Consider the following 3,328-nt stretch of genomic DNA (forward strand, 5'->3'; position numbering starts at 1 on the left):
TTGCGGTCACGTCCAGGCCGAAGGCACGCGCGAAGCCGCTTTGCGACAGCCCCAGGCGATGCCGGAGCTTCGCAACGTCAACCTGATCCGGCACCGTTACCGTGTAGCTCGGCAGCTCGATTTCGCCACGCGAGGCGATTGCCCGCTCCAGGGCCGCCGCTGACCGCGGTGAATTCGCCACCGAGGGACAGGTGCGGGCCGTCTGGGCCAAGCATGGCCTATGAGGCTGCGCTATACGCTTCCCGCCCTTGCCGACCTTGCATCGATTCTGGACTACATCGCTGATCGCTCCCTGCAGGGAGCCGCCCGCGTCCATACCCGCATTCTCGCCGCCACCGATCTGCTGCTGCGGTATCCGCTGGCTGCGCGGTGACCGATGATCCCACTATCCGGCGCCATATCCATATCTCATCTTCTACGAGGCAATCGACGCTGAAATCATCATTCACGCCGTGCGCCATGGCGCGCGCGATCCTTCGGACAATGCACGATCGGAGTGAACTCTCGCAGAACCATCGGCGGGGTCCGGCGAGATTTGGCCTCCAACGGCGTAGAATTGGGTGCCGCATCATAGCGCCACGGCGAAGCAATAGTGCCCATCATCATCGGCCGTGGCGCGCCACTTCGGTGCCGGACCAGGCACGCCAAAGCCCGCCGTTTTTGCGCTGGAAGGAGCGACGAGCGTGCGCAGCGGTTCGCTTTCGTTTCGCGAAAGCGACAGCACGCCGAAGCCCGATTGATAAGCGCGCTTGATAGGTCCATGCGGATTCCGACGTCTAATCGCAAGGCGAACTGTCGACTAGCTTGAGTGCAGAAGAGCGGTCCGACAGGAGATCCTTTATGAAACTTCAATCCGCGACCATCGCGTTGCTTTCGCTGGTTGCGATACAATCGGCTCGGACAGAGGAGACCGCGACCATGACCGGATCAAAGCCCACGCCCACGTATGAGGATGTTCGAAAAGTCGCTCCGGCCCTGGCAGCCTACACCCAGAACCGTCTGCTTGGCGACGTATGGAAGCGTCCCGGTCTCGCGCCGCGAGACCGCAGCATGGTAACTTTGGCGGCGCTGATCGCGCGCAATCAAACCATCGAGATGTCATACCATTTCAACCTCGCGCTCGACAACGGCGTCAAGCCGCGCGAAATCTCGGAGATGATAACACACCTCGCCTTTTACGCCGGCTGGGCCAATGCGATGGCAGCGGCTGCAATCGCCAAGGATGTCTTCGAAGCGCGCCGCATCGGCGCCGATCAGCTTCCTGCTGTTTCGGTGACGCCGCTGCCGCTCGACGAAGCGGCGGAAGCGAAGCGCGCAACGAGCGTCGATGCGCAGTTTGGCGCGTCGTTTCCGGGCGTGGTGCACTACACCACGGATGTGTTGTTCAGGGATCTTTGGCTGCGTCCGGACCTTGCACCAAGGGATCGCAGCCTCGTCACGGTCAGCGCGCTGATCGCGAACGGGCAGACGGCGCAGCTTACGCCACACCTCAACAGGGCCATGGACAACGGCTTGACGCAGACGGAGGCTTCGGAAGCCATCACACAACTGGCTTTTTATGTCGGTTGGCCCAACGTCTTTTCGGCGATGCCCGTCGCGGAGGATGTGTTCAAGAAACGATCACACTAGAAACGACCACACTAGAAACGTCCTGGCCGCTGACGGCGTCCGTTTCGGCCCGCTGTCGCAGCCGACGTGCGACAAAAATACCAGGCGGCGGTGGAGCAGATGGTCCGGTCGCTCAGGCTGATTCAAGCCGCATCTCGCCAAGCAGCGCAAAGGCCGGGGCTGATCTGGATAGCCGGACGCGCTGAAACCAGGGCTGGAGAAAGGCCTCCGTTCGCAACGACCCATGAGGCAGAGAGAGCTTGGCAGATGGACAGATCCGACCCCTGTTTCTGGCGTTGCATGGGGGCCGCGACAGGAGCGCCGCGCCTGGTGAAGCGGAGGACCGTGCTCTCGGGCGCGGCCGGATGGGCTCTCCTGGCATCGGCGGGGCCGGGCTTTGGGCAGGCGCCGGCAGCGAATGACTCAACGATGAAAAGGAACGGCACAATGGACATCAATCGCAACGGTTCACGACCTTCGGGCAAAGGTCCCGAGGCATGGTTCACCGGTACGGTCCGGGTGGATCCATTATTTCAGGTGGGCGATCCGACACGCCTCAGCTGCGGCCAGGTCACGTTCGAACCCGGTGGCCGGACGATGTGGCATACCCACCCCTCGGCCAGACGCTTATTGTGACGTCCGGCCTCGGCTGGGTGCAATGCGAGGGCGGGCCGACCGAAGAAATCCGCCCCGGCGACGTCGTCTGGTTTCCGCCCGGCGAAAAGCACTGGCACGGTGCGACCGCAACGACCGCGATGACGCACATCGCCATTACGGAATCGCTCGACGGCAAGAACGTCGACTGGATGGAAAAGGTCTCGGACGAGCAATACCGCAAATGATGTCGCGTCAACGCGCCCGCTCGACGGCGATTTCATCGCGGGCCGCTCGCTACCTGTCGTGCCCGCGGGACCTGCACATAGCTGAGGTCTGACAGCCGCCGCGCGACGATCGGCCAGGAGATTTGCAATGCAGACACGCAAGCTTGGCAATAGCGGCCTGACCGTCTCGGCCATCGGCCTGGGCTGCATGGGCCTGAACTATCACCGTGGCCCGGCTCCGGACCGCAGGGAGATGATCGCGCTTGTCCGCTCGGCGGTCGAGCGCGGGGTCACCTTTTTCGATACTGCCGAGGTGTACGGTCCGTTCACCAATGAAGAACTGGTCGGTGAAGCGCTGCAGCCGTTCCACGAGAACGTCGTCATCGCCACCAAGTTCGGACACGACCTCGGCCCCGGCACTCACGGTTCTGATGGGCTCGACAGCCGGCCCGAACGCATCCGGCAAGCGGCCGAAGGCTCCCTGAAGCGGCTGCGGATCGAATCGATCGACCTGTTCTACCAGCACCGGGTCGATCCCAGCGTCCCGATCGAGGACGTCGCCGGCGCGGTGAAGGATCTGATCGCGCAGGGCAAGGTCAAGCACTTCGGCCTCTGCGAGGCCGGCGCCTCGACGATACGCCGCGCCCACGCGGTCCAGCCGGTCGCGGCGATCCAGAGCGAATACTCCCTGTGGTGGCGTCAACCCGAAGCGGAGGCGTTGCCGGCATGCGAGGAACTCGGAATCGGCTTCGTTCCGTTCAGTCCCCTGGGAAGAGGCTTCCTCACGGGCAAGATCGACGAGAGCACCAGCTTCGGCGGCAATGACAATCGCACCAGCCTGCCGCGCTTCACCCCCGAGGCCCGCAAGGCGAACCGTCCCGTGGTGGATCTCTTGGAAC

The 3,328-nt window shown here is 63.3% G+C and carries 4 protein-coding genes and 1 pseudogene; 4 read left to right on the forward strand and 1 reads right to left on the reverse strand.

The genetic code is table 11. The annotated features are described in order from the left end of the window. A partial coding sequence (locus WCB02_RS28285; protein ID WP_423963049.1) for a hypothetical protein occupies positions 1-211 on the reverse strand: 211 nt, incomplete at its 3' end. A gap of 9 nt (positions 212-220) precedes the next feature. Between WCB02_RS28285 and WCB02_RS28290 the strand changes: the two genes are divergently transcribed. The 4 genes and pseudogenes from WCB02_RS28290 to WCB02_RS28305 all read left to right on the forward strand — a co-directional run. Further along, positions 221-373, forward strand: a complete 153-nt coding sequence (locus WCB02_RS28290; RefSeq protein WP_423963050.1) for a type II toxin-antitoxin system RelE/ParE family toxin — start codon at positions 221-223, stop codon at positions 371-373. A 467-nt stretch (positions 374-840) separates the two neighbouring features. Next, entirely contained in the window at positions 841-1,629 is a 789-nt protein-coding gene (locus WCB02_RS28295; RefSeq protein WP_423963051.1) for a carboxymuconolactone decarboxylase family protein, read from the forward strand. A 426-nt stretch (positions 1,630-2,055) separates the two neighbouring features. Further along, positions 2,056-2,450 (forward strand): annotated as a pseudogene (locus WCB02_RS28300) ((R)-mandelonitrile lyase). A 127-nt stretch (positions 2,451-2,577) separates the two neighbouring features. Then, on the forward strand, positions 2,578-3,328 hold a 751-nt coding region (locus tag WCB02_RS28305; protein ID WP_423963052.1), incomplete at its 3' end, for an aldo/keto reductase.

The sequence above is a fragment of the Bradyrhizobium sp. genome, from assembly GCF_049581145.1.
Lineage (GTDB): Bacteria > Pseudomonadota > Alphaproteobacteria > Rhizobiales > Xanthobacteraceae > Bradyrhizobium.

Bases quoted from the DNA above. Each gene is read 5' to 3' on its own strand.
- WCB02_RS28295 (WP_423963051.1), top strand. From the start codon at position 841: ATGAAACTTCAATCCGCGACCATCGCGTTGCTTTCGCTGGTTGCGATA.
- WCB02_RS28290 (WP_423963050.1), top strand. From the start codon at position 221: ATGAGGCTGCGCTATACGCTTCCCGCCCTTGCCGACCTTGCATCGATT.